An 18,849-nucleotide genomic window follows, 5' to 3' on the forward strand; every position below is an offset into this window, starting at 1 on the left:
GGGCGGCAGGATAGGCTATGACTGCGAGGCATAAAAAGAGAGATGCCGGGCCAGCGCGTTGATCTCGTTATCAAAAACCTTGCTGTTTTCGTCAATAACCAGATAAAGGGCGGTTGAGCGTGTCTGGCCATACATCAGCGGTAAGGGGACAAGTTCACCGGACTGAAGCTGTTTTTTAATATGCTCAACGGGTAACCAGCCATAGCCGATGCCATGGACTACCGCGTCTATGGCGGATTCAATGGTGGTGAATGTCCAACTGTCCGTCACGGAAACGGCTTCTTTTGGCGGCGCATCCTGGCTGATATGGGTCAGTTCGATACGCGGCCATGAGGCCAGGGCGTTGTCCATGATCGGGTAGGGCTGCGACAGTAACGGATGGGACGCATTGACCACCGCCATAAAGGTGAGTTCAATAAGTTTGTTACCTGTGGCCGTCAGATCGTCACGCCAGGTCACCAGGTAGAGATCCGCCTGGCGGGCTATCAGCTGCTCGGTGGTCTCGCTGCGAAGCACTTCCATCAGGTCGATGCAAATAGCCGGGTACTGGCGCTGAAAGGCGCGCATTGCCCCGAAGAGATGATGTTTGGGGAAAATACTGTCAACAGCCATGCGCACGCGCATCTTGTCGCCTTGTTTTAGCATTAAGGCGCGTTTTTCCAGCGCGTAAAACGACCGCAACAAGGGTTTCGCCTGCTCAAGCAGGCAGAAGCCTTCCTTGGTCAGCTCCGCTTTACGCCCGTTGAGGGTCAACAGGGGAAGCCCCAGGCGTTCCTGCAATAAACCGACTTTATAACTTATGGCCGACTGGCTGCGGTTGAATTTTTCGGCCGCCTTGGCAAAGCTGCCTTCTTGCACAATGGATTGTAATAATTCCCATTGCTCCAGGGTGGTTTTTAATGCCATAACCAATCCAAAATTTCGTTTAATATGTTCTGATAATACGTTTTTTAATCTAACAATAAAATGTTTATAGTATAAAAAACGGATGAGGAAAAGAGTATGAATACCTTTGATAAGAACGATTTAAGCGGTTTTGTCGGTAAACATCTGGTGTATACCTATGATAATGGCTGGAATTATGAAATTTATGTCAAAAACGCCGCTACTCTTGACTATCGCATCCATAGCGGGATTGTAGGGAATCGCTGGGTGAGGGATCAGCAAGCGTTTATCGTTCGCGTCGCCAATAAAGTCTATAAAATATCCTGGACAGAGCCCACCGGCACGGATGTCAGCCTGATCGCCAATCTGGAAGATAACATCTTTCACGGCACCATATTTTTCCCGCGCTGGGTCATTGATCATCCGGAAAAAACGGTTTGTTTTCAGAATGATCATCTCCAGGAAATGGCATTGCTACGCGAACAAGGCCCAGCCTATCCCACGGAGGTGATAGACGAATTTGCGACGATAACCTTTATTCGCGATTGCGGCGCGGATAACGAAACGGTAATAAATTGCGCGGCAGATGAACTGCCGGCTCATTTTCCTGAAAATCTAAAGTAATAGCGACGCTATAAGACCCTGCGGAAAGGACGCAGAAATAGCGTCCTTATTCCTCGCTATCCGGCTGGCGAAATAACGAAATACTACCTGCATAGTAGGCCCAAGCGCTGGATTCTGGCAAAACGCCGATACCGTCGCATTAAGGTGTGTATACGTCCAAAGCAGCTAAAAAGCGTTGCCTTAAATGCGAGCTTTAAATGAGGTTATAGTATGGTTATCTTGTCTATGTGGAAATGATGAGTCATTTCCCTGATAAAGACAAAATACGTAAGGCAGGGGATTTTTTCAGGGGAGATAACAATTTCAGAATAGGACAACCTATCCGCCAGCGTGTTGAACGCCGCTTCAATCTCTGATGGTAAAATGACGTTAGACCCATCGAGGTAAATACTACTCACCTCTTTCATTAATTCATCTTGGCACAACGCGCCGCCGTTCACGGGAAATAGACCTTTATCGGATTCAATCATCTCTTCAATGCGATAAATCAACATTTCCAGGTCATAGGCAGTGAGCATTCCTGATTTAAACAGGTGTTTGGCGGCATGAGCATAACCTGCCGGGATTTTTATCGCGCGATCCCCTCCTTGCCAGAGAAAGCTTATCGATTCGGATTTAATGGAAAACTCAAAAGTATTCATCCTCTGGGCCCTTAAGTGAGCATAGCGCGAAAACAGGATTAAATGTTAAGTTCGTGGCAAACAAGTCTAAGCGTTTTCATCAAACTCGTTAGTCTCTGATAAAGCTATTTACCGGAATTTTCATTAAAGATTTCTTACCTGTAACTCAATATTCCCTGAAAATTTTGCCAAACTACACTGCGTCTTCTGACAGGCTTCTTATCAGAAGAGAGCGGGTCCGGCACGTTTTCAGACATACTGGGGGAATACAAATCATCCGTTTAAATTGAAGCGCCGGGCGATATACTCAGCCGCTTTTTTTATACCCGATGCAGAAATGGTATGTGATATCCCGGGTTCGAAAAGCGTTTCGACCTCGATACCCGCATCTCTCAGCCGGACGCAGGCATTTTCGCTTTCCCGCCAGGGTATTACGGCATCCGACGTACCATGGATAAGAAGCGCTTTTGCGTGTATTTGCCCGCTCCAGGGCTCAGGGGAAGATAAGCGTCCGGAAAAAGCCACAACCGCAATCAGTGGCAGCCGGTTTGTGACCAATGCGTCCAGGGCCATAATAGCGCCCTGGGAAAAACCGAGGAGAATAAGCTGGTCCTCGCCCGGCACGAAGTCATGCTGCCTGAATATCTCCCTTAAAACCCCGTCAAACGCGCTGCGTGCCTCCGCGATACGACGTGGCCGGGAATTCTCTGTAATGTCTTGCACGCTGAACCATTGATAACCGGCGTTACCGCCGTCAAAGGAAGACGTGCCATCGGGCGTGGAGACAATAACGTCAGGCAGTAATTGGCGTAAAAGCTGTGCCACTCCCTGCATACCCGCCCCCGAGCTGCCGACACCATGTAGCAGAACAACTAATTTTTTCATTTCAGCTCGTCCTCGTGAAAACCATAATCGCGCAAGTCTGGCCCCATCGGCACGATGCCATTGGGATTCAGCGCTTTGATGGAATAATATCCCTGTTTGATATGATCCATGTTAACGGTTTCGTTTATGCCCGGTACCTGCAATAGGCGTCGGGTAAACGCGAAAAGAAATTGATATTGCCTAAGCTGGCGGATATTACATTTAAATAAACCGTGGTAAGCGGCGTCGAATCGAATCAATGTCACGAACAGACGGATATCCGCCTCGGTCATCCTATCTCCCGTGAGATAAACACGCCCGTCGCTCAGGCGTTTCTCCAATGCGTCAAGCATACCGAAAACATCATTGCAGGCTTCATGATAGCTGATTTGCGAGGTGGCAAATCCGGCCCGGTAAACGCCATTATTCAGCGCCGGATAGATTTCCGCATTTAATAAATCGATCTCCGCCTGAAATTCAGGCGGATAGAGATCGATATCGGAACCAGCCAGCGCCCCGAAGCCGCTGTTAAACATACGGACGATATCAGCGGATTCATTACTGACAATGGTTCGGCTCTTTTTATCCCACAGCACCGGCACGGTGGCGCGGCCAGTATAGTGAGCATCGGCACGCGTATAGAGTTGATGCAGCCATTCCGCCTGATTGAGATCATCGCGGTTGGCTCCCGGATAATCACCAAAGTGCCAGCCCTCGTCAAGAAGCCAGGGTTCAACGACTGATAGGCTAACCACATCCTCCAGTCCTTTCAATTTTCTGGCTATTAAGGTACGTGACGCCCACGGACAAATCAGCGCCACGTACAGATGGTAGCGCCCCGGCTCGGCCTTGAAACCGCCGTCACCTGTCATGCCCGGCAACCCCTCGGGGGTGACCCAATGACGAAAACTGGAAGCCTGACGAACAAATCCGCCTTTCTCATCTTTTGCCTGTACGGGATGCCATTCGGCGGTCCATTTTCCATTAACAAGCATGCGGGTTCCCCTTAACGCTGACTCAGGGTTGGTTTAAGCGCATATTTACCATCGCCGGTGAGCGCCAGAACGATCAGCCCGATAATCCAGAAGGCGGGAAACTCCCAACCGCCATTAGGGTTGGTGAAGAAAAAGCCGGCGGGTCCGTGAACGGTAAAAATCGCGCCCAGTAGTATAGGGATAAGGATCACCGCCACTACGCGGGTATACACGCCCAGAATCAGTGCGATGGCCCCCACCAGTTCCACCGCCATGGTAATATAGGCAAGACCGCCGGGCAGGCCGAGCGAGGCGAAAAATTTGGCCGTACCCGCGGGCGTAAACACAAAAAACTTCAGGCTAAAATGGGCCAGAAACAAGATACCCAGCGCCAGGCGCATGATCAGGGCGGCATAAGGTGCGGTACGCGTGTCGGTCATGGTTATTTCCTCTCAGTCGGTTGATGTGAGAAAGATACCTTATTTCCATTATGGATATTATCCCATCATTCAGAGCAAGTTTTGTTCCATAATGGAAATTATCAGGTCACCAGCGCGTTTATTCATCGCGTTGACTCAGGCTGCTTTTTCATTTTTGACGGATATCAGAAGAAAATATAAATCAGGCTGGGCAGGTTTATCCCCGCGTGATGACCTGAACCGACGGCCTGGATAAAGCACTTTATATCATCATCATTTTATCTGTTCTTATCCCCTGGCCGGCCTTTGTTTGCTATGGTGACGCACCGATAGCCTTATTGCCGGAATCAAAATGGAAAGATTGGACTGTGATCGTATGTTTATCGCGGTGATCGAGACGGGCAGTTTTACGGCCGCGGCACAGCGGCTGTCTACCAGCCATGGGCAGGCCTCTAAACTGATTTCACGGCTTGAGAAGGCGCTTGCGGTTACTCTGTTCAGGCGCAGCACCCGCTCGCTGCAGCCTACTGAATTAGGACTGGCGTATTACGAGCGGATCCGCCCTTTGCTGGCGGAATATGATGCGCTGAATGAAGATTTACTTAACGCATCTAAAGGTCTCTCCGGCCAGCTGAAGCTGTCGGCCCCCGTCACTTTCGGCTCCACTCAGCTTACCGCTCCGCTGATTGCTTTTGCCCGCCGTTACCCCGACATAGAGCTTGATGTCAGTTTTTCTGACCGGCTGGTGAATGTTGTCAATGAGGGCTTCGATCTGACTTTACGTATAGGCAACCTTGATGACAGCAGTCTCATCGCCCGTAAGCTCTGTGATATCCGTATCGTCATGGTGGCATCAAGAGACTACCTCAACGATCACGGCACTCCCTCGCATTGGGGGGAACTAGCCGATCATAACTGTATTCTGGACACCAATTTTCGCGATCCGTTTCTCTGGCCTTTTCTGGATGATAACCAACAGTTACATGTTCATTCGGTCAGAGGGAAAATGAAGTTCTCTAATGCGGAGGTTTGCCTGCGCGCGGCCACCGAAGGAATGGGCATTGCCCGTCTGCCCGCTTTCGTGGCGGGCGAGGCGCTACAAAACGGGCAGGTCATGCCCGTACTTGGACATTATGAAGCGCCGCCCCTGGGCCTCTACGCTGTTTATCCCCCGGCAAAATATTTGGCTCAGAAGTCCCGGGCGCTGATAGATTTTCTTGCCGACCGCTTTTCCGGCCAACCGGAATGGGAAAAAAACTGGCTATAAAATCCCTTAAAGCCAGCGGGGGGCGTACTTAACAGGGTTTACGCGTGGCTGCGGAATCCAGGTAATAACGCCCATAGCGCTAAATAGGCATGACGGCGGCACTTATAACGGCGCGGGGGGCCGAGGCAACGGAGCGGTTATCCGCGTTTTCCAAGCGCCCGGCGGCCTAGCGGTGGCTAATGCGGAACGACACCCGCTGAGGATGATTCACCGACACCAGATATTCCACCGGCTGCTGAAAACGGTCGGCGATCACGCCCCGGTATACCAGCGCCGGGCTGTCCGGCGGCGCGTTCAGTAACGCCTGCTCTTCTTCATTCATGATGCCGACCCGGATAGTGCCCTCGTCGGACACGCCGAAAATGTGATACCGCTCCGCCAGCAGCCGGTACAGCGAGCCATTCTGCTCCAGCATCTCCGCCGTCAGATCCGGGATTATGGCGCGGGGCAGGTAGCTGGTTTCCAGGCAGAACGGCTCGCTATCGGCCAGCCGCAGGCGTTTAATCATCACCAGCGGATCGCCGGCGCTGATTTTCAGCAGCGCGGCAAGACGGGAACTGGCCTGGGTATCCTGGAAATAAATCAGCCTGCTTCCCGGCACCGCGCCATTAAGCTCGGTGATCTTGCTAATACCCTGTTCAATCGCCTGGGTCAGCGGGCGCTCTATGGTGGTATGGGTCAGCCAGGTGCCCTGATTGCCGCGCCGCTCCAGCACGCCGCTCGCGACCAGTTCATCAATGATTTTGCGCAGCGTCATTCTGCTGATGCCCAACTGGGCCGCAAGATCCCGTTCCGCCGGGATCTGATCGCCATCGTTGAACTCAGGGGTGCTCAATAAATTCAGCAATGCCTGCCTGGCCTGCAGATAGGCCCGGCGTGGACGGCGCTTACCTTCGCTCGGCTCGCTCATGGTCTGTTTTTTAGTCCGGATTACACTTGGGCAATGGGGCCAGTATAGCCGCTCAGCCGTTGTTCCGTCATCGGAAATTCATCGGCACCGCGCGATGAAGGGCCGGCATTAAGCAGACCATCACGCCATCACGACCCGTCAGGCCGGCATAAAACAGAAAAATGAATTGCGTATCCCACGGCGCAGGCGTATATCTTGTATGGTCTATTTTATGGTATATTTATCAGGAGTAAATGATGAAAAAAACGCTTGCCCTGTTATCCCTCGGCCTGGCTTTGGCGGGACTCTCCTGCCAGGCATCAGCCCAGCAACAAATCCGGTTCGGCACCGATGCCACCTTTCCGCCGTTTGAGTCGAAAGCCGCGGATGGCAGTCTGCAGGGCTTTGACATTGATTTGGGCAATGCGATCTGCGCTCATCTCCAGGCTAAGTGCGTGTGGGTGGAAAACAGCTTTGATGGCCTGATCCCGGCGCTGCATGCCCGCAAGTTCGACGCCATCCTTTCTTCGCTGTCGATCACCGATGAGCGTAAAAAAGCCATCGACTTCTCCGATAAATTATTCAATACCCCGGCGTATCTGATCGCCGCGAAAGACAGCGGCCTCAAGCCGACCGCCGAATCCCTGCGCGGCAAGCGCCTGGGCGTGCAGCAGGGGTCGGTATTCGAGGCCTATGCCAAGAAACATTGGCAGGATCAGGGGGTCGAGCTGGTTTCCTACCCCAGCGCGGAAGCGGTCTATGCCGATTTGGTGGTCGGACGTTTGGACGCGACCCTGGACGATGCGACGGTGGTGACCGACGCGCTGTTGAACAAACCCCAGGGCAAGAATTTCAGCCTGGTCGATCCGCAGGTAAAAGACGATGTCATTTTTGGCCCCGGCACCGGTATAGGCGTGCGTAAGCAGGACGACAAGCTGCTGGCACAGCTCAACGGCGCCATTGCGGCGATCCGCAGCGACGGCACCTATGATCAGCTGGCGAAAAAATATTTTAATTTCAATGTGTATGGCGACTAATTTATGAATACTGCAGCAATTATTTCTTCCCTTATTGAACAGCGTTTCCGCCCGCAGGGTGGGCTGCGCCAGGTGTTCCTGGTGGCCTGCGGCGGTTCGCTGGTGGATATGTACCCGGCTAATTATTTTCTTAATAGCGAATCCACCACCCTGCACAGCTATATGATGACCGCCAATGAGTTTGTCCATGCCGCGCCGAAGACGCTGGGCAGGCAATCGCTGACGATTGTCTGCTCCCACGGCGGCGATACCCCCGAGTCGGTGGCGGCGGCGGAGCTGGCCCAGCGCCGGGGCAGCGCCACCGTCACCCTGACCCATAACGAGCGGGCAGGCCTGATCGATTTCTCCGACAGCAATCTGCTGTATGCCTGGGGCGATGACAGCCAGGTTATCAATAATCCGATGGCGCTGATTCTGAGCCTGTGCGTCGAGGCGTTGCAGCAGACCGAAGGCTTCGACGGCTATGCCGATTTCCTGGCCGGCATGGAGCAGATCGACGGGGTTATCGCCCGGGCCCGTCGTCAGGTCCAGGCGCGCAGCGCAGCGTTTGCCAAACGCTATGCGCAGGAGTCGCTTTTTTATATTCTTTCCAGCGGAGCGTCCTACGGCCATGCCTATGGCTTTGCCATCTGCTCGCTGATGGAAATGCAGTGGCTTAACGCGGCGTCCATCCACAGCGGCGAGTATTTCCACGGTCCGTTTGAAGTGACGGATGCCAATACGCCTTGGATTTTGATGATGAACGAAGGCCGCACCCGGGCGCTGGACGAACGGGCGCATGCCTTCCTGGGCCGGTATGGCGATAAGGTGGAAATTATCGATGCCCGGGAACTGGGCCTGGGCGTGATGCCGGTAAGCGTGGTGGACTATTTTAACCCGATACTGTTTTACAGCGTGATGTGCGAATACCGTGCCGCGTTGGCCAATGAGCGGCGGCATCCGTTGGAGACGCGGCGGTATATGGGACAGGTGCCCTACTGAGGGACGACATGATGAAAGTACTCGGACTAGGCGATAACGTTATCGACCGCTATACCCATACCGGCATCGGTTATCCCGGGGGGAACGCGCTTAACTTCAGCGTATACGCCCGGCTGCTGTCGGCCGAGGCCGCCTATCTGGGCGTCTTTGGCGACGATCGGGCGGCGGAGCATATCCGCCGCGTGCTGGCGGCGAGGGGAGTGGACATTTCCCGCTGCCTGGTGGCGGCCGGCGAAAATGGCCATGCCAGCCTGACCATCGAACAGGGGGAGCGCCGCTTTCTCGGCTCCAACGCCGGCGGCATTCGTCAAAAAATAGCCATGGATTTTGCCCTGGAGGATATGCCCTGGCTAGGCCAGTTCACACTGGTGCATACCAGCGCCTACAGCTATGCCGACGCCCTGTTGCCGGCGCTTGGCATGCTGCCTGGCCGTTTATCCTATGATTTTTCAGATGATTTTGAAATTGAGCGGGCGTTGCCGCTGTGTCGCTGGCTGGATTACGGCTTTTTCTCCTGCGCGGACCGCAGCCTGGGGGAAACACGGGAAGTGCTTGCCGCGGCCCGGCATGCGGGCTGCCGCCTGCCGATCGCCACCCGCGGAGCCGAGGGCGCTTTGCTGTTCGACGGCAGCCGCTGGTTCAGCCAGGCGCCGGAGATGATCACGCCGGTGGATACCCTTGGCGCCGGAGACGCTTTTATCACCGCGTTCCTGCTGGCCCATGCCGCGGGTGACACGCTGGCGGAAAGCCTGCGCCGGGGCGCCGGTTTCGCCGCGCGGATATGTATGGTGGAAGGGGCATTCGGCGAGGGCATGATCTACTGATTTCCCACGCCGCGCATACGCGACAAGATTGCCGGTATCGGCAGAATTCAATGGCTTCAGGTAAAGCGGCGCCGGCTGATGAAATAGCGCCATTCCCCCCATCGCTGCCGGCGCAGCCTGTTTTACCGCGGCAAATCTTCGCCTGACTGCGGGGCATGCGCGGACGCCGCGCCGTATTTTTGCCGGCATTGGCGGCGAAACTGGGTCGGCGAAATCGTTTCATGCAGCCTGAACTGATGGCGAAACGTGGCCTCCGAGCTGTGGCCGGAGACTTCGGCTATGCGCGCGATGGACAGCGACCCGCTGCTCAACAGCTCCCTGGCATAATCCAACCGGCACTGCGCCAGCCATTGCATCACGGGCAGTCCCATGGCTTCCTGGAAATGGCGTTGCAGCGTCCGCTCGGACATCATGGCGCGTTTTGCCAGCGAGGAAACCGTATGGGTCAGTATCAGGTTGCCCCGCAGCCAGTCAACCAGGGAGGCAATGCGGTTTTCCCCTTTTTCCACCACTTTGGTTTTGATTAACTGCTGTTGGCTCCCTTCCCGGTGAAAAGGGATCACCAGACGCTGCGCCACCATATTGGCGACACGGTGGCCATAGTCGTTCTTGACCAGATGCATCAGCATATCCAGCCCGGCCGCCGATCCGGCCGAAGTCATGATTTGCCCCTGATCAACATACAGCGCCGAGGGCAAGACGATGGTATCGGGATAACGTTGCGCCAGCAGCCTGGCGTGATGCCAATGGGTGGTGACGCTTTTGCCGTGCAGCAGGCCGGCCGCCGCCAGCACAAATACCCCGGTACAGATGCTGCAAATGCGCGCGCCGCGCCGGTAGGCGTCACGCAGGCTTTGCAACAGGCGTTCCGAAGGGGTTTCATTGATATCCCGCCAGGCCGGTATGATGATCGTATCCGCCGTGGCCAGCACATCGAGATCGGCTTCTATCTCCATGCGGATACCGCCGACGGCATGGATCAGGTGCTTATCAGCGGTACAAACCGTAAAGCGGTACCAGTCGACGTTCAGTTCCGGGCGCGCCACGGCAAAAAATTCCACCACGCAGCCAAACTCGAAGGTTCGCAGCCTGTCGTAGGCTACCGCCACGACATGGTGGCCTTTTTTGGCATGATTTATACGCATCTTGTCCCTTCCTGTCCTATCAAGCCCGGTAAATATCATTACATAATATCCCTATTAGTGAGCCGTATAGAAGAGTAATGCGTTTGCGCGGGTATGGCTTGATGGCATTTTATTGCTGTTCCATAGGGGAGGTGGCATGAGGATCGCTCTGATCAATCCGCAGACGGAAACCGTGGGGATGCGCGAACTGTATGATCAATATGAAAACCTGGCGCTGGCGCTGATTGCCGCCCAGCTACGGCCGAGCGGGCATAGCGTGGAGCTGTACGATTTGCGGGTGGACGGTTTAACGGAAAGCGCTATGGCCCAGCTGATCGCCCAGGAAAAATTTGCCCTGATCGGCTTTAGCGTGAATTACGCCACCCTGCATTCGGCGTTGAGGATAAGCCAGCGGCTGGCGCTGTTTGCCGATCCCAAACCTTTTATCGTCCTGGGCGGCGAGCATGTTTCGTATGAGGATGTCGGCATTCTGTCGGCCTATCCGTCCATCGACGCCATTTGCCGGGGAGAAGGGGAGATTACCTTCCACCGCATGGTCGACGCCCTCAGCAACGGTTTTCCGCTTAACGATGTCGCCGGCATCACCTGGCGGGACCGGGCGACCGGCGAGTGCCGTATTAACGCCAACCGGGCGGCGAATAATCATCTCGATGGCCTATGTTTCGCGGCCCATGATATTGCGCTGAAAAGCGTGCGTACCGCCAGGCCGGTCAAAACCGGCATTTTAATGAAACGCGGCTGTCCTTACCCGTGCGTATTTTGCAACGCGCAGCGTTTCCTGGGCAATGAGTCTACGGGCATCCGGGCGCGCTCGCCCGCCAATGTCGTCAAAGAAATGGCGGCAATGCAACCGCTGGTCAAGCAAACCCGGGGATACCTGCATATCTTTGATGCCACCTTTGTGACGCCGGCCAGAGAAAACCGCGCCTGGATCGAGGAATTTTGCGACGAGATGGAGCGGCGATCGTTAACCTTGCCGTTGGACGCCTTTATCCGCGCCGACAGCGTTGACATCAACAAACCCAGGGATCGGGATCTGCTGCTGCGTCTAAGAAGCGTCGGTCTTATCAGCACCTATTTGGGCCTGGAGGCCGGTGATAATGAACAGCTTGATTTGTATAATAAAAAAATCGTTCCCTCCGAATCAAGTAAGGTTTACCACTACCTCAAATCCCTTGGCATGACCGGGTCTACCAACGGTTGCATTACCTTTTTCCAGGACGTGACGCTGCGGCAAATACAAAATAGCGTGCTGTTTTTGTACGGCGTCGGGCTGGCGTCGTTATGGAATATTGCCTCGCGCGCCGAAACGCTGCCCGGTATTCGTCTTAATCACCAGACGCGGGTACACGAACGGCACGTGCCCTGGGATGTGGAGAATTATCATTTCAAGGATGACAAAGTGGCCACGCTCTACGCTTTCATCCGCCGGATAATCGACCGCTATGAGATTATCCGCCTCGAAGACCGTATGCTGCGCGAGATTCGCGATGCAATAAAAGTGACGCAATTTTACTGCGGCATCACCGGTTACTCCCATCTGGAGAAGGCCTTCGATCAGCACGTCAGCACGATTCAGGGCGATACGGTGGAGTTTGTCATGGGCCTGATTAGCGAATTATCCTGCCAGGACACCCTCTCCGATCGTTTGCTGCGGGCTGAATATAACTATATTGCACGGCTGGAAGAGAACATGAAGAAGCTGTTCATGTTTTATGGGACCAAATAACATGCGCATGAAAGTCTATATTACATTATCCCTTTCCGCCTTTTTTTGGGGTGGTTCGGCAATAGCGGGTAAATATGCCCTGGCGGTATTTATTCCTTCGTTCGTCACCTTTGTCCGTTTTTTCCTGGCCGCGGCGATCATCTTTATTTTAATTGATAATAAAAAACAGCTGCTGCATATCAACTGGGTGACCCATCTGCGCATGCTGGTCACGGCTGTTTTTGGCGTGACCTTATGTTATTACTTTTACTTTAACGGCCTGAATATCAGCAGCGCATTCAATGCCGGCATTATCGAGGCGACCATCCCGCTGATTACGCTGCTGATGGCGTCTTTATCCGGCATGGAGCGCGTTAAACCCTGGCAACTGCTGGGATTGATTGTTGCCTACCTGGGGGTGGCGATTACCATCAGCGGCGGCAATTGGCATAGTGTGCAGGATTCATCCTACAATTATGGCGATATTATGCTGTTAATCAGTACCTTATGTTTTGGCGTTTATAATGTGTTAATCAAAAAATGGCACATTCCCATCCCGGGCATGGTGCGGATGTTTTTCCTGTTCTTCTACGGCAGCCTGGCTTTTTTACCTTGGGTATTCATTGATGCGTATCATCAGGTGGCATTTTGTTATCCCGGGCGGGGGATCACCCTTATCAGTATTGCCTCGATAATTTTTATGTCGATCGGCGGCTCGGTGCTGGCTTATTTATTCTTTAATCAAGGTATCGACGAAATCGGGGCGACCAAAGCGGCTTCTTTTATCAATTTAGTCCCCTTTATTACAGTATTCCTGTCGGTATTTGTGCTGAAGGAACCGGCCGGCCTGGCGCAGTGGGTCGGCGCTGTGGTGATCATTTCCGGCGTCATGCTATCGAACCGGGTGAAGACGGATAAAGCCGCTATCCCGCCGGAATTACCGATCCGCTAGTGGCCGTCTTCAGCGGGATTAGGGTGTTATTCTCCGCGCAGCGCCCGGGGAAACAGCAGATTATTTTCCAGGTTAACATGTTCCATTAAATCATCGGTAAATTCATTAATGCCTGCATAAAGCGCACGCCAGGTCGTACAAGCCATGGCCGGCGCCGTCCCGTTATGGGTCAATTCACTGATGATTTCAAGCTGCCGCCCGGCATCGTCATGCTCAAGCTCCATGACGGAAATCGGCCCGGCCGCATGGACGCCCATTCCCTGCTTAATCATCGGGAACAGCACCTGCTCCTCTTTCATCATATGATCCCCCAAATCCCGGCAGAGTAGGGTCAATTGTCGGGCCAGCCCACGCGGGCATGCCGGTTTATCCTGATGTACCCGTTCTACTTTTTCCGCCATCAAAATCAGTTCCGGCAATTGTTCCCGGTGGCGCTGATGATAGCGCGCCAGGATATGATCAATCAGTTCAGTCAAGGCGCTGTCCTGCCAGGGTCGGGTTTCACCGGGCTGCTCCATCAACGCCGCCAGTTGCGTTTCAATCAGTTCAATGTCCAGGAGTTGTTTTTCGGCGGCCCGCAACAGGGTCTGTTTGCCCCCACAGCAAAAATCCAAACCGTACTCACGGAATAGCCGGGTGGCGCGCGGAATGGTTATAGCAAGAGAGCCAAGGGCCTGATCGCGATATTGCATGGTAACACCTTAGAGAGAGGGAAAATTTATGATGCATTATACATGCATCTTTTAGCGTGTTGCCATAATCCCTAGTAGGTAGACGCATTGACGCTGTTTGGGCAATGCCTGCGGACGGGCTGATCTTGGGGCGCGACGGGCCGTGCGATCGCCGTCCGGGTGCGGTCCTGGCGGCAAAGCGCAACCAGACGACAATAAGGTCAAGGTATTATCCCCTATTGTCACTGTACGGTATTGTTTCTGTTGTATGCTTTTGTTTTGCTTAAGTGTCGCAGGGGAGGAAGGAAATGCACCATATCGTTTTGCTTTTATCATCATTTTTCATGGCCGGGGCGGTATTCGCCAGCTCGGTGTCGACTGTGACGGTTCCTCATCTGTCGTCCGCCATAAACCAGCGCCTGTTGGTGATGAAAGATGTCGCCGGTTACAAGGCGGAGCATCACTTGCCCGTAGAAGACCTGGCGCGGGAACGGAAGGTGGTGGCTTCGGCTCAGGAAGATGCCCTGGCCCAGGGCCTGGATCCGCAGTCTGTGCTGCCCTTTATCCAGGCTCAGATGGATGTGGCCAAGGCTATTCAATACCGTTATCTGGCTGACTGGTTATCCAGCCCTGAACCGTCATGGCAACCGAGAAGCCTTGATGAGGTCAGAGGGGCGATCGCCGACCAGGACAAGGTGATACTCAATTCGATCGGCCAGCGGTTGCTCGCCGGTGGTTTCAGTGAAGCGGATAAGGCGGAAATGTATAATTTGCTGCATGCGCCCCATCTTAGCGACGCGGATAGGCACCGCCTGGTTGACGCGCTGGTTAAAATTAAACGCCGGCTGTAGACTCGGCCGGGTTTGGCCCCGCCATCCCCCAGCGTGATGGCGGACGGCAAGGGCCGCTGCCGCAAATGCGCAAGCTTTGCCACCTCCGCGCCTCGCTGGTTCGGTGTGTTCAATGTCACGCGGGCAGTGCTGCCCTTAATGCGGGCACAACGTTCCGGCCATGTTATTACCGTCTCTTCGACCTGCGGCATCACCGGATTCGACGGCGCATCTATTTACTGCGCGACGAAGTTTGCCGTCGCGGGCTGGTCCGAATCCCTGAGCATCGAACTTGAACCTTTCGGGATCAGGGCAACCTGCATCCATCCGGGTCCTTTTCGCACTGATTTTCTCGAGTCAACCTCGGTCAGGTTCGGCGATCGCGTGGTTGATGATTATCAACAGTCGAGTCAAGCCAAGCGCGGGGCCCTCGCCAATACGAACCATAACCAGGACGGAGATCCGGTTAAATTTGGCCAGGCCGTGGTCAGGCTTGCCGAAGATAAAACGCCGCCGGTGCGATGGGCTGCGGGGACGAACGCCTTCGAGACGCTGATGGCGCGCGCAGACGAGCTTCGCCGCAGCGCACGAATGGCAGGCGCTGTCGCAGTCAACCGATATCGGCTAAGGGAAATAACTTGTCCTTAATGGCGGCGGATGCGCGGCCCGGGTCGGCGTCTGCGCACGCCAGCAAATAACGGCGTAGGTGGTCAATCGCCATTGGACGTTCCTCTATATGCCGGCGGTGCTTGATATGGAACGCGCCATAAAGTCCGTCAGGTTGCGGCGTGGAGGTGCTTCCACACCGCGCCGTAAGTGCCCAGTTCGCTGAAGCCGCCATCGGCGGCGAGATCGATGCCGGTGATAAAGCTGGCGGCATCGCTGGCGAGAAACAGAACCACTTCTGCCATCTCCTCGGGACGGCCCGCGCGGCCCAGCGGTGTCAGCTCGACCAGCGCGCGAAATAGCGGACCGGCCGGGTCCATCATCGGCGTGGCTATGACGCCGGGATGGAGCGCGTTAACACGGATGTTGGCGGGGGCGAGCTCGATCGCCGCCGATTTGGTCAGGCCGCGCACGCCCCACTTTGACGTGGAATAGCCAGCGACCGGATGGCCCATAATGCCGGCGGTGGATCCCAGGTTGACAATACTGCCGCCGCCGCCGTGCTTCATCAGGGGTGCGCACGCCTGTATGCCGAGAAACTGCCCGGTAAGGTTGACGTTCAACATGCGCTCCCATTCCTCCCGCGTCGTATGGGTGAGGGCATGGCGAACATTGGCGCCGGCGTTGTTAATAAGAATGTCGAGCCGGCCTGTCCGTGCCTCGATCTCGGCCACCACCCGCTGCCAGGCGCCGGCATCAGTCACGTCAAGGCGCGCAAAGCTGGCACCCGCCCCCATCTCTGCGGCGCGCGCCTGGCCTTCCTCCTCCAGCACGTCGCAAAGGAATACGCGCGCGCCCTCCTGAACAAATAAACGCGCTTCCGCCTCGCCTTGTCCGCGCGCGCCGCCCGTGATCAACGCCACCTTATGCTCAAGCCTGCCCATGTCATTTCTCCTTGCGCTGTCTTACTCATACGATTTATCGGCGCAACCGCGCCGGAATCCCCAGACAAGAACTATAATTGAGCACTTTCATTTGGATAATCCGCTTAATTCTGCGAACAGACCCAACCAGGAGTGTGAAATGGACCGACTTGAGAGCATGGCCGTGTTTGTCCGCGTGGCGCAAAAGGGCAGCTTTAGCGCGGCAGCCAAGGTCTGCGGGTTGTCCCCCACCATGGTGGCGAATCATATTCAGGATTTGGAACGCCGGCTCGGAACCAGGCTTATCCAGCGCACCACCCGCCGGCAAAACCTGACGGAGGTGGGACAGGCCTTCCTCGCCGACTGTTTAGACGTGCTCGCCCGCGTCGAGACGGCGGAAGATGCGGCGCGGGAACGCCATGGCAGCCCCACCGGGCGCTTGCGGGTTAGCGCCACTGTGTCGTTCGGCACCCATGTCGTCACGCCGCTCATTCACGATTACCTCAGGCTCTACCCGGACGTGGAGGTCGACCTGCGGCTAACCGACCGGATCGTTGACCTGACCGAGGAGGGCATAGAGGCCGCATTCCGATTCGGCGACCTGCCGGATAGCGGGTTGATTGCGCGGTCACTGCGCCCTTGCTTCAGGCAGGTTTGTGCCGCGCCCGATTATCTGGCGAAGCATGGCGTACCGCTAACCCCCGCTGACCTGGCACAACATGCGTGTCTGCTGTTCCGGGAGGGCGCGTCGCGCAACCGCTGGCAATTCGCCGGCATGCCGCCAGTCCAGGTATCGGGCCGCTTGGTCGCCGATAACGGCGCCGCATTGTTGTCGGCGGCGCGGGAGGGTTTAGGCGTGGCGCTGCTGGCGGATTTCGAAATAGCCGCTGACCTGGCCGCGGGGCGTCTGGTCAGGCTGCTGCGCGATACCGCCACGCCGGCATGGCCGCTGGCTCTCGTTCATCTGGCCGACCGGCGCATGACGGCCAAGCTGCGCCGGTTTGTGGAACTCGCGCTTCAACGGCTGGGGTGATCGGTCAGTGGCCGATGGATTCCAGCGGCGCCCAGGGAGTTCAATGGCGGCACTATGCCGGCACTATGCCCGGCACTATGCCGCTGGCTAATAAGTATGAATACGGCGCCGTGAGGCGCCGTAATGAAGAGACCCGGATGTGAATTTTTTTTCAATGCCGGGCCTGCTCATAGCGCGCGTCCACGGAGTGGACTTCATTATCTGGCGCATGGCTTCCACTATCGGTAAATTCAGTGAGATCCAATTTATGCGTTTCAGGCGCACAGGCCACGGCGACAACGGTAACCAAACTCATGGCAACGGCCAGGCAGGCGACAGGCCAGGACGCGCCACCCGCCATGCTGGACAGGACGACGGCGGCTAAGGGCGCGATGCCGCCTGACAAGGATGCGCTGATTTCGCGACCAAGGGACAATCCGCTAAAGCGCACTTTCGATGGGAAAACTTCCGAGAAAAACGATCCCTGAGTGCCGAGCATGGCGGCAACGCCGACACCGACACCGAGCGTCATGGCGATGATGACTCCCCAGGTGGTCCCGGTATTCACCAGCCAGAAAAAGGGGAAGGCGAAGACAGCTGAAAAAACGGCGCCGAACATGTAGATGGCGCGGCGCCCAAACCGGTCAGACATCGCGCCGAACATCGGCGTGGTGCACATGGCTACGCCTGCCGCGATGGCAACCGCTATCGGCCCCACGGACGATGCCATATGCAGGGTGCCGACGATATAGGTAATGACAAAAGTCTGATAAACATAACTTACGCCGCTCTGCGCCACCTGGGAGCCGGCGACCACAAGCAGGCTCCTGCGCTCAGTGCGGACAAGATCACGCAGCGGGCTCTTGCTGACGGCCTCGGTTGTCGACAGTTTCTCAAACGCTGATGTTTCGGAAACCTTCATACGAATTAACAGTGCAATGACCACCAGCACAGAGCTGAACAAAAACGGCACCCGCCATGCCCAGGCTAAAAATATCTCTTTTGGCAGTTGGGTGAGTACAGCAAACGTACCTGCCGATAGCAACAGACCGATATATACGCCCACTCCCGGGAAAGACGAATAAAATCCCCGGCGATGCGGTGGTGCGCTTTCCGCGCTGAGGATAGCCGCGCCGCCAAACTCCGCTCCCGCGCCAAAACCCTGAATCAGCCGCAAGGTCACGAGCATCGCCGGAGCCCAAAGGCCCACGGAATCATAGGTCGGCACAAAACCAATCAGCGTGGTCGCAATCCCCATTATTAATAATGTAATCACCAGCACTTTTTTCCGGCCGATTTTATCCCCCAATTGGCCAAAATAGACGGCGCCAAAGGGGCGGACGAAAAATCCGAGGGCAAGTGTGGAGAAGGCCAATAACGTAGACACAACTGCATGCCCCTTGGGGAACATGATTTCATTAAAAACCAGCGCTGCCGCCGTGCCGTAAAGGAAATAATCAAACCATTCCAGCGCAGAGCCGACCAGGGAGGCGGCTGCTACCCCTTTCATAGATGGATGTTTTGCGTGACTCATAGGGTTTTCCCCTGTTCTGTGGCTATAGTTATTCCTCATCACCAAAGATGATTAGGGTGTTTGATAATAAGATGTTCAGCTGTA

At 55.3% G+C, this 18,849-nt stretch carries 20 protein-coding genes; 10 read left to right on the forward strand and 10 right to left on the reverse strand.

Annotation, left to right across the window (positions count from 1 at the left end; all coding sequences use genetic code 11):
- Window positions 1-15: 15 nt before the first annotated feature.
- A complete protein-coding gene (locus ACL2XG_RS00805; protein ID WP_413723144.1) occupies window positions 16-906 on the reverse strand; it encodes a LysR family transcriptional regulator in 891 nt (296 codons plus the stop codon).
- Between the two features lie 96 nt (window positions 907-1,002).
- Between ACL2XG_RS00805 and ACL2XG_RS00810 the strand changes: the two genes are divergently transcribed.
- Window positions 1,003-1,509: a phenolic acid decarboxylase gene (locus ACL2XG_RS00810; protein WP_413723143.1), complete on the forward strand. Its 507-nt coding sequence runs from the start codon at window positions 1,003-1,005 to the stop codon at window positions 1,507-1,509.
- Window positions 1,510-1,712: 203 nt separating this feature from the next.
- On the opposite strand, the gene ACL2XG_RS00815 is transcribed toward ACL2XG_RS00810, so the two are convergent.
- From ACL2XG_RS00815 to ACL2XG_RS00830, 4 genes are all read right to left on the reverse strand, one after another.
- Window positions 1,713-2,150 carry a hypothetical protein gene (locus tag ACL2XG_RS00815; RefSeq protein WP_413723142.1) on the reverse strand — a complete coding sequence of 146 codons (438 nt, stop codon included), beginning with the start codon at window positions 2,148-2,150 and terminating at the stop codon, window positions 1,713-1,715.
- Between the two features lie 252 nt (window positions 2,151-2,402).
- Window positions 2,403-3,014 (reverse strand): alpha/beta hydrolase, encoded by a 612-nt coding sequence (locus ACL2XG_RS00820; protein WP_413723141.1) that lies wholly within the window; start codon window positions 3,012-3,014, stop codon window positions 2,403-2,405.
- Window positions 3,011-3,988, reverse strand: coding sequence for a glutathione S-transferase family protein (locus ACL2XG_RS00825; RefSeq protein WP_413723140.1), 978 nt, complete (start codon window positions 3,986-3,988; stop codon window positions 3,011-3,013). Before ACL2XG_RS00825 ends, ACL2XG_RS00820 begins: the two co-directional genes overlap by 4 nt.
- A gap of 11 nt (window positions 3,989-3,999) precedes the next feature.
- Complete coding sequence (locus ACL2XG_RS00830; protein ID WP_413723139.1) at window positions 4,000-4,407, reverse strand: DoxX family protein; 408 nt, start codon at window positions 4,405-4,407, stop codon at window positions 4,000-4,002.
- Window positions 4,408-4,738: 331 nt separating this feature from the next.
- On the opposite strand from ACL2XG_RS00830, the gene ACL2XG_RS00835 reads away from it, so the two are divergent.
- On the forward strand, window positions 4,739-5,653 hold the full coding sequence (locus tag ACL2XG_RS00835) for a LysR substrate-binding domain-containing protein (protein WP_410014554.1): 915 nt from the start codon (window positions 4,739-4,741) through the stop codon (window positions 5,651-5,653).
- A 166-nt stretch (window positions 5,654-5,819) separates the two neighbouring features.
- Here ACL2XG_RS00835 and ACL2XG_RS00840 read toward each other — a convergent pair whose 3' ends face one another.
- Window positions 5,820-6,563: a GntR family transcriptional regulator gene (locus ACL2XG_RS00840; protein ID WP_413723138.1), complete on the reverse strand. Its 744-nt coding sequence runs from the start codon at window positions 6,561-6,563 to the stop codon at window positions 5,820-5,822.
- A gap of 236 nt (window positions 6,564-6,799) precedes the next feature.
- On the opposite strand from ACL2XG_RS00840, the gene ACL2XG_RS00845 reads away from it, so the two are divergent.
- From ACL2XG_RS00845 to ACL2XG_RS00855, 3 genes are read left to right on the forward strand one after another with little or no spacing between them, the layout of a single operon-like run.
- A complete protein-coding gene (locus ACL2XG_RS00845; protein ID WP_413723461.1) occupies window positions 6,800-7,579 on the forward strand; it encodes an ABC transporter substrate-binding protein in 780 nt (259 codons plus the stop codon).
- A gap of 3 nt (window positions 7,580-7,582) precedes the next feature.
- Window positions 7,583-8,560: an SIS domain-containing protein gene (locus ACL2XG_RS00850; RefSeq protein WP_410014556.1), complete on the forward strand. Its 978-nt coding sequence runs from the start codon at window positions 7,583-7,585 to the stop codon at window positions 8,558-8,560.
- Between the two features lie 11 nt (window positions 8,561-8,571).
- Window positions 8,572-9,384 (forward strand): PfkB family carbohydrate kinase, encoded by an 813-nt coding sequence (locus ACL2XG_RS00855; RefSeq protein ID WP_413723460.1) that lies wholly within the window; start codon window positions 8,572-8,574, stop codon window positions 9,382-9,384.
- A gap of 122 nt (window positions 9,385-9,506) precedes the next feature.
- On the opposite strand, the gene ftrA is transcribed toward ACL2XG_RS00855, so the two are convergent.
- A complete protein-coding gene (gene ftrA, locus ACL2XG_RS00860) occupies window positions 9,507-10,529 on the reverse strand; it encodes a transcriptional regulator FtrA (RefSeq protein ID WP_413723137.1) in 1,023 nt (340 codons plus the stop codon).
- Window positions 10,530-10,665: 136 nt separating this feature from the next.
- Between ftrA and ACL2XG_RS00865 the strand changes: the two genes are divergently transcribed.
- A complete protein-coding gene (locus ACL2XG_RS00865) occupies window positions 10,666-12,258 on the forward strand; it encodes a B12-binding domain-containing radical SAM protein (RefSeq protein ID WP_410014558.1) in 1,593 nt (530 codons plus the stop codon).
- A 7-nt stretch (window positions 12,259-12,265) separates the two neighbouring features.
- Window positions 12,266-13,189: a DMT family transporter gene (locus ACL2XG_RS00870; RefSeq protein ID WP_413723136.1), complete on the forward strand. Its 924-nt coding sequence runs from the start codon at window positions 12,266-12,268 to the stop codon at window positions 13,187-13,189.
- Between the two features lie 26 nt (window positions 13,190-13,215).
- Here the strand turns inward: ACL2XG_RS00870 and ytfE are convergent, their stop codons facing one another.
- A complete protein-coding gene (gene ytfE, locus ACL2XG_RS00875) occupies window positions 13,216-13,881 on the reverse strand; it encodes an iron-sulfur cluster repair protein YtfE (RefSeq protein WP_413723135.1) in 666 nt (221 codons plus the stop codon).
- A gap of 287 nt (window positions 13,882-14,168) precedes the next feature.
- Here ytfE and ACL2XG_RS00880 point away from each other — a divergent pair, with 287 nt between their 5' ends.
- Complete coding sequence (locus ACL2XG_RS00880) at window positions 14,169-14,711, forward strand: chorismate mutase (RefSeq protein WP_413723134.1); 543 nt, start codon at window positions 14,169-14,171, stop codon at window positions 14,709-14,711.
- Window positions 14,712-14,747: 36 nt separating this feature from the next.
- Entirely contained in the window at window positions 14,748-15,338 is a 591-nt protein-coding gene (locus tag ACL2XG_RS00885) for an SDR family NAD(P)-dependent oxidoreductase (protein ID WP_413723133.1), read from the forward strand.
- Between the two features lie 128 nt (window positions 15,339-15,466).
- Here ACL2XG_RS00885 and ACL2XG_RS00890 read toward each other — a convergent pair whose 3' ends face one another.
- A complete protein-coding gene (locus tag ACL2XG_RS00890) occupies window positions 15,467-16,240 on the reverse strand; it encodes an SDR family NAD(P)-dependent oxidoreductase (protein ID WP_410014563.1) in 774 nt (257 codons plus the stop codon).
- 139 nt (window positions 16,241-16,379) lie between these two features.
- On the opposite strand from ACL2XG_RS00890, the gene ACL2XG_RS00895 reads away from it, so the two are divergent.
- Window positions 16,380-17,252 carry a LysR substrate-binding domain-containing protein gene (locus ACL2XG_RS00895; protein WP_413723132.1) on the forward strand — a complete coding sequence of 291 codons (873 nt, stop codon included), beginning with the start codon at window positions 16,380-16,382 and terminating at the stop codon, window positions 17,250-17,252.
- A 151-nt stretch (window positions 17,253-17,403) separates the two neighbouring features.
- Here ACL2XG_RS00895 and ACL2XG_RS00900 read toward each other — a convergent pair whose 3' ends face one another.
- Window positions 17,404-18,765, reverse strand: a complete 1,362-nt coding sequence (locus ACL2XG_RS00900; protein ID WP_413723131.1) for an MFS transporter — start codon at window positions 18,763-18,765, stop codon at window positions 17,404-17,406.
- Window positions 18,766-18,849 lie beyond the last annotated feature (84 nt).

This window comes from Sodalis sp. RH24 (assembly GCF_047324145.1).
Classification (GTDB): Bacteria; Pseudomonadota; Gammaproteobacteria; order Enterobacterales; family Enterobacteriaceae; genus Acerihabitans.

Coding starts and splice junctions, on each gene's coding strand:
- ACL2XG_RS00805 (WP_413723144.1), bottom strand. CDS start 906: ATGGCATTAAAAACCACCCTGGAGCAATGGGAATTATTACAATCCATT.
- ACL2XG_RS00810 (WP_413723143.1), top strand. CDS start 1,003: ATGAATACCTTTGATAAGAACGATTTAAGCGGTTTTGTCGGTAAACAT.
- ACL2XG_RS00815 (WP_413723142.1), bottom strand. CDS start 2,150: ATGAATACTTTTGAGTTTTCCATTAAATCCGAATCGATAAGCTTTCTC.
- ACL2XG_RS00820 (WP_413723141.1), bottom strand. CDS start 3,014: ATGAAAAAATTAGTTGTTCTGCTACATGGTGTCGGCAGCTCGGGGGCG.
- ACL2XG_RS00825 (WP_413723140.1), bottom strand. CDS start 3,988: ATGCTTGTTAATGGAAAATGGACCGCCGAATGGCATCCCGTACAGGCA.
- ACL2XG_RS00830 (WP_413723139.1), bottom strand. CDS start 4,407: ATGACCGACACGCGTACCGCACCTTATGCCGCCCTGATCATGCGCCTG.
- ACL2XG_RS00835 (WP_410014554.1), top strand. CDS start 4,739: ATGGAAAGATTGGACTGTGATCGTATGTTTATCGCGGTGATCGAGACG.
- ACL2XG_RS00840 (WP_413723138.1), bottom strand. CDS start 6,563: ATGAGCGAGCCGAGCGAAGGTAAGCGCCGTCCACGCCGGGCCTATCTG.
- ACL2XG_RS00845 (WP_413723461.1), top strand. CDS start 6,800: ATGAAAAAAACGCTTGCCCTGTTATCCCTCGGCCTGGCTTTGGCGGGA.
- ACL2XG_RS00850 (WP_410014556.1), top strand. CDS start 7,583: ATGAATACTGCAGCAATTATTTCTTCCCTTATTGAACAGCGTTTCCGC.
- ACL2XG_RS00855 (WP_413723460.1), top strand. CDS start 8,572: ATGAAAGTACTCGGACTAGGCGATAACGTTATCGACCGCTATACCCAT.
- ftrA (WP_413723137.1), bottom strand. CDS start 10,529: ATGCGTATAAATCATGCCAAAAAAGGCCACCATGTCGTGGCGGTAGCC.
- ACL2XG_RS00865 (WP_410014558.1), top strand. CDS start 10,666: ATGAGGATCGCTCTGATCAATCCGCAGACGGAAACCGTGGGGATGCGC.
- ACL2XG_RS00870 (WP_413723136.1), top strand. CDS start 12,266: ATGAAAGTCTATATTACATTATCCCTTTCCGCCTTTTTTTGGGGTGGT.
- ytfE (WP_413723135.1), bottom strand. CDS start 13,881: ATGCAATATCGCGATCAGGCCCTTGGCTCTCTTGCTATAACCATTCCG.
- ACL2XG_RS00880 (WP_413723134.1), top strand. CDS start 14,169: ATGCACCATATCGTTTTGCTTTTATCATCATTTTTCATGGCCGGGGCG.
- ACL2XG_RS00885 (WP_413723133.1), top strand. CDS start 14,748: ATGGCGGACGGCAAGGGCCGCTGCCGCAAATGCGCAAGCTTTGCCACC.
- ACL2XG_RS00890 (WP_410014563.1), bottom strand. CDS start 16,240: ATGGGCAGGCTTGAGCATAAGGTGGCGTTGATCACGGGCGGCGCGCGC.
- ACL2XG_RS00895 (WP_413723132.1), top strand. CDS start 16,380: ATGGACCGACTTGAGAGCATGGCCGTGTTTGTCCGCGTGGCGCAAAAG.
- ACL2XG_RS00900 (WP_413723131.1), bottom strand. CDS start 18,765: ATGAGTCACGCAAAACATCCATCTATGAAAGGGGTAGCAGCCGCCTCC.